At 19.8% G+C, this 779-nt stretch carries 1 protein-coding gene; it reads right to left on the bottom strand.

Features of this window, described 5'->3' with window-relative positions; genetic code table 11:
* On the bottom strand, positions 1–762 hold a 762-nt coding region (locus GQX97_RS12975), incomplete at its 3' end, for a DNA-binding protein (RefSeq protein ID WP_157152270.1).
* Positions 763–779: the final 17 nt, after the last annotated feature.

Here is a 779-nt window from a genome sequence, read left to right as displayed (position 1 = left end):
TAATGCTATATAATATTCGCTATTTTTGCTAAAGTTTATATTGTCAATTCTGTTTACGGCTTTTCTTATATAGTTGTAATTTTCATCAAAAAGTATAATCTCTATATCTTCTTTATATTCTAGTATAATATTTATATAAGAATCTATATCTGTTTTGTTTTTTATTCTGTAAAAGTCTATATCTATTATATTATAATTTTTTAAATATGGTTTAATCTTTTCATCTAAAACTAAATCTTTCTTAATAAAAAAGCCGTTTATTTTTTGATTTGGATATTCTATCTCTTCAGCATATAAAATATTATCATTATATTCATTGCCGTTTTTATATTTATAATCATCAGAAAAATTTAGTTTTAGGTTATAGTCAATATTATCTTCAGAAGTTAATTTTAATAAATATTCTTTTTCATTTAATAAAATATTTTTTAATTCTATATTTCCAAAATAATTTTTAGCATTTTTAGTTTCTACTCTAAAAACAATATCTCTATTTTCTTTATTATAAAACTCTAATACAATATTAGAATCATTATTAGCATAAAGTCCAAAGTTCATTATAAAACCATTAGTAGGCTTAATATGATAATAATCTATATCATCAATATTAAAACTTCCTTTTAAGCTTATATCCGATTCTATAAACTGAGCATACTCTTCATTATCATTAGGTTCTATTTCATTAACTGTAGTTGTATTATTATTTCTGCTGCAAGAAATTGATAATATAAATGTGAAAATTAATATAATATTTTTTATCATATTAATCATTCCATAGC

Origin of the sequence: Brachyspira sp. SAP_772, from assembly GCF_009755885.1 — a bacterium.
Lineage (GTDB): Bacteria > Spirochaetota > Brachyspiria > Brachyspirales > Brachyspiraceae > Brachyspira.
The sequence above is the reverse complement of the archived record's forward strand: the minus strand, read 5'-3'. Positions and strand labels throughout refer to the sequence as shown.